General features: G+C 62.2%; 5 protein-coding genes and 1 tRNA gene. All 6 read left to right on the top strand.

Annotated elements, in window-relative coordinates; translation table 11 throughout:
- Positions 1–76: transfer RNA gene (locus Q0J74_RS10780), tRNA-Val, on the top strand.
- A gap of 114 nt (positions 77–190) precedes the next feature.
- A complete protein-coding gene (locus Q0J74_RS10775) occupies positions 191–421 on the top strand; it encodes a hypothetical protein (protein ID WP_297214487.1) in 231 nt (76 codons plus the stop codon).
- Between the two features lie 13 nt (positions 422–434).
- The gene (locus tag Q0J74_RS10770; RefSeq protein WP_297214485.1) at positions 435–866 is read left to right on the top strand and encodes a DUF2589 domain-containing protein; all 432 of its coding nucleotides are present in this window, start codon (positions 435–437) and stop codon (positions 864–866) included.
- Between the two features lie 18 nt (positions 867–884).
- Positions 885–1,460 (top strand): DUF2589 domain-containing protein, encoded by a 576-nt coding sequence (locus Q0J74_RS10765; protein ID WP_297214483.1) that lies wholly within the window; start codon positions 885–887, stop codon positions 1,458–1,460.
- 21 nt (positions 1,461–1,481) lie between these two features.
- Positions 1,482–2,243: a hypothetical protein gene (locus Q0J74_RS10760; protein ID WP_297214481.1), complete on the top strand. Its 762-nt coding sequence runs from the start codon at positions 1,482–1,484 to the stop codon at positions 2,241–2,243.
- 347 nt (positions 2,244–2,590) lie between these two features.
- Positions 2,591–3,591: S-layer homology domain-containing protein (locus Q0J74_RS10755; RefSeq protein WP_297214480.1), on the top strand; the 1,001-nt coding region annotated here is incomplete at its 3' end.

Here is a 3,591-nt window from a genome sequence, read left to right as displayed (position 1 = left end):
GGAGGCGTAGCTCAGCCGGTAGAGCACTTGCTTCACACGCAAGGGGTCACAGATTCGAGTTCTGTCGTCTCCACCAAGCAAAAGGACATCCGAAAGGATGTCCTTTTTTTGTTCTTGCGGGCCGGCCCGGCGGCATAGACTGGAACCGGGCTCGGTTCAGAGGGCCGGAAGCGCAAAGGAGGAAAAGCATATGGAGGAGTGGAACAAACTGATGGCGGGCCGGGTTTTTCTCACCGACCTGGGTGCCGCCCGGCCGCCCGCGCCGGGGAGCGGGGACCCGCCGCCGGGGCGGTATGCGGTCTGGTCGCCGCTGCGGGGCGGGGAGGGCCACACCATCGTGGAGGTGGGCGACAATCTGGCGGCGCTGATGGAGCGCTACCAGATTTCCCCCGAGCTGGTGTGTACCCTGGTGGTGCCGTAAGGGGGGCGGGGAGATGCGGGTCCCCCTTTCTGAGCTGGTGTCCGGCCTGGGGCAGGCGGTGCAGCAGGCCCAGGACCAGCTGGAGCGGCAGTCGGCGCAGCGGTTTTGCGCCTGCTTTTCCCCCGCCGGCGGCGCCGACGGCGGGGCGGTCCTCTCCCCCAGAAGCCGCCGGTTCCTTCTCCCAGATGGGGCGGGCGGGGTGCGGGAGCTGGAGGCGCCGGAGGCGGCGCTCCTGTCCCATACCGCCCTATCTCTGGACACCGTCCAGATCTGCCTCAACATTTGCCCCGCCCTGGATGAGGAGGGGGGCGGGCTGCTGGTGGAGGTAGGCCCCGCCGGAGCAGCGGCGGAGGCGGGAACCGGCCGGCTGGAACTGACCTTCCGCGCCGCGCCGCCCTCGGAGGGAATTGCCCGAGTCAATCAGACCGCCATGAGAGTCTTATAAGGAAGGAGCGTGGTTGCAATGGCTGACAACGGAAATATTGCCAATAATTTTGTGGGCCTGCCCCTTGGCCTGCTGGTGTGCCAACCCATCCTGGAGGTGGCCAAGGGCCAGGACGCCCTGTGCCGGACCTACCTGGAGAACCTGTTTTCCCTGGCCTTTGAGGCCCGGGAAAAGGACACCGATCCCCTAGTGGCCAAGACGGTTAAATTCACCCTCAACCGCACCGTGATCAACAACGGTACCCCCGCTGTGGTTCCCGTCACGGTGGAGGCGCCCCTGCTGTCCCTGGTGCCGGTGCCTGCCTTCACCATGGATGAGGCCACTGTTCGCTTCAGCATGGAGGTGCGGGACCAGAGCGTGGACAAAAACAGCACCAACAACACCGAGACCACCTCCATCGGTTACTCTGCCTGGGGGTTCAAGGCCAACATCTCCGGCAGCGTTACCACCCAGGGGGAGCACACCCGCACCACTGACAAATCCGCAAAATACGAGATTTACGCCCGGGCCATTCAGCAGCCGCCGGCCGAGGGCATGGCCAAGCTGAGCAGCATTGTGGCCTCGGTCATTGAGCCCATTGAGACCGGCAGCTGAACCGGGGAGGCGGTGGAGTAGATGCCGTACAAGCCGGAGGAATACCGGATACTGAATCAGATTTTTTTCGGAAGTAAAAAGCTGAACCGGCTGATTCTGGACTACCTGCGGAGGTGCGGGGAGCCGGGCCAGCCCATGGCGGAGGACGACTTTCTGAACTTTGCGGCTACCGAGCTGCGGGAATGGGTGGCCAACCCGGCGTGGCAGCCGCTGCTGGAGCGGAGCAGGTTGGAGGAGGACTCCGACACCCTGAAGGAACTCCATGCCATGCTGCGGGAGCAGCTGGCGACCGGCCGTCTGCCTGCCCAGCCGGCCCGGCCCTCCCTCCAGTCCGTTCCCAGCAGCCAGCCCCCGCCCGACCCCTTGCTGAGCTATCCCGGGTTCCCCATGGAGGAGCAGTATGTCCGGCAGGCGGCGGATGCGCTGGGACTGACCGAACGGGAGGCCAGGGACGCGCTGCGGCCGATTGCGCCCAGCGGCAGCTATCTTTATCCCAGCGGCTATGCCTATCCCCTGTACCACCAGACCCGGCACAGTGAAATCAAGCGGGGGGTCAAAACCCCTGCGGGGGTAGACAAAATCACCTATTTCTATGCGGTTGCCGGCGGGCAGGCCTATCTGGTGGCCTGGGGCCGCCACGATGACGCCAGGCCGAACAGCTACCGGATCAGCAATTCGGTTGCCCGGCCTCAGGACGGCATGCTGGGCGGGGAGCTGCTGCGTTTCAGCGGCCCCCCGCCGGGGGTACCCAAACCCAAGGCGCCGCCGGGCGGCCCCAAGTGAGGTGCGCGGCCAGGGGCCGTTGCAGAGCATCCTTCTGCAACGGCCCCTTTTATATATAAAGGTAGCAGGGTGTATGCCGCCGTGCAACGGAGGGCAAAAAATTTTAAAATATGGGGAACAAAATTCCAGGAATTGCGTCTATATCCAACGGAAGCATGTGTAAAACTGCACGATCTGGAAGGGGAAGAAAAAGCTCGGAAAAAGGGCGGGCGTTATATTACGCTTTCGTTACAAAGCCCGCCAAACGCTTGACGGCCCTGGGACGGTCGTGTATATTATGCATGTAAGTTCATGAAGGGGAGGTCCCCTCTCCTGATGAGCGAAAATTTTAGAAGGAGGAATTTCCGATGAGAAACCTCAAGCGGGCGCTGAGCCTGGCTCTGGCTGCCATGATGCTGATCGGCATGATGGTCGTCTCCGCCGGCGCGGCCTCCAAGGATTTCACCGACAAGGATGAGATCAATCACACTGAGGCTGTCAACACTCTCGTTGCCCTGAATGTAATCGGCGGCAAGGAAGACGGCAGCTACTTCGACCCCACTGGCACCCTGACCCGTGCCGAGATGGCCAAGCTGGTCACCTACGTGCTCAACGGCGGCGTGGAGCCTGTGCTGGGTACCAAGGTCACTCCTACTTACAGTGACATTAAGGGCCACTGGGCCGAGGCCTACATTGAGTACTGCACCAGCATGAACATCATTGTGGGCGACGGCTCCGGCAAGTTCAATCCCGAAGGCACCCTGACCGCTTCCCAGTGCGCCAAGATGCTGCTGACTGCCATGAACTACAAGGACGACGTGTTCGGCTTTGTGGGCAACAGCTGGGAGATCAACGTCAACCGTGAGGCCAATGCCGCCGGTCTGTACAAGGAGCTGAGCAGTGTTTCTGCTTCCTCTCCCATCAGCCGCGACAACGCCGCTCAGATGGTGTACAACGCCATCCAGTCCAAGACCATGAACCTGACTTGGACTCAGGACATGACCACCGGCGAGATCAGCCAGCACTACAGCCTGACTGGCGCCTCCCTGTTTGAGGACAAGTTCGAGGGCAAGATCTGGGTCGGCACCTTTACTGGCAACAAGGCCACCGGCGCCACCACCACCGAGGGTGAGATTGCCGTTCACGGCAAGCTGACCACCGCTGAGGCCGGCACTAAGAATACTACTGCCAAGTTCCCCGCTGAACTGGACCTGTCCAACATCGGCGAGCAGGTGAAGGTCCTCTTCAAGGACGGCGACGGCGGCACCGCCGGCAAGCCCGACAAGAAGGACACCATCTATGGCGTGTACAACACCGGCGCCACTGAGATCGTTACCGGCATCATGGGCGACGTGAAGGACCAGAAGTC

Origin of the sequence: uncultured Flavonifractor sp., assembly GCF_944387675.1 — a bacterium.
Classification (GTDB): Bacteria; Bacillota; Clostridia; order Oscillospirales; family Oscillospiraceae; genus Flavonifractor.
This window is presented reverse-complemented; position numbering and strand designations above follow the sequence as displayed.

Coding starts and splice junctions, on each gene's coding strand:
- Q0J74_RS10765 (WP_297214483.1), top strand. CDS start 885: ATGGCTGACAACGGAAATATTGCCAATAATTTTGTGGGCCTGCCCCTT.
- Q0J74_RS10760 (WP_297214481.1), top strand. CDS start 1,482: ATGCCGTACAAGCCGGAGGAATACCGGATACTGAATCAGATTTTTTTC.
- Q0J74_RS10770 (WP_297214485.1), top strand. CDS start 435: ATGCGGGTCCCCCTTTCTGAGCTGGTGTCCGGCCTGGGGCAGGCGGTG.
- Q0J74_RS10775 (WP_297214487.1), top strand. CDS start 191: ATGGAGGAGTGGAACAAACTGATGGCGGGCCGGGTTTTTCTCACCGAC.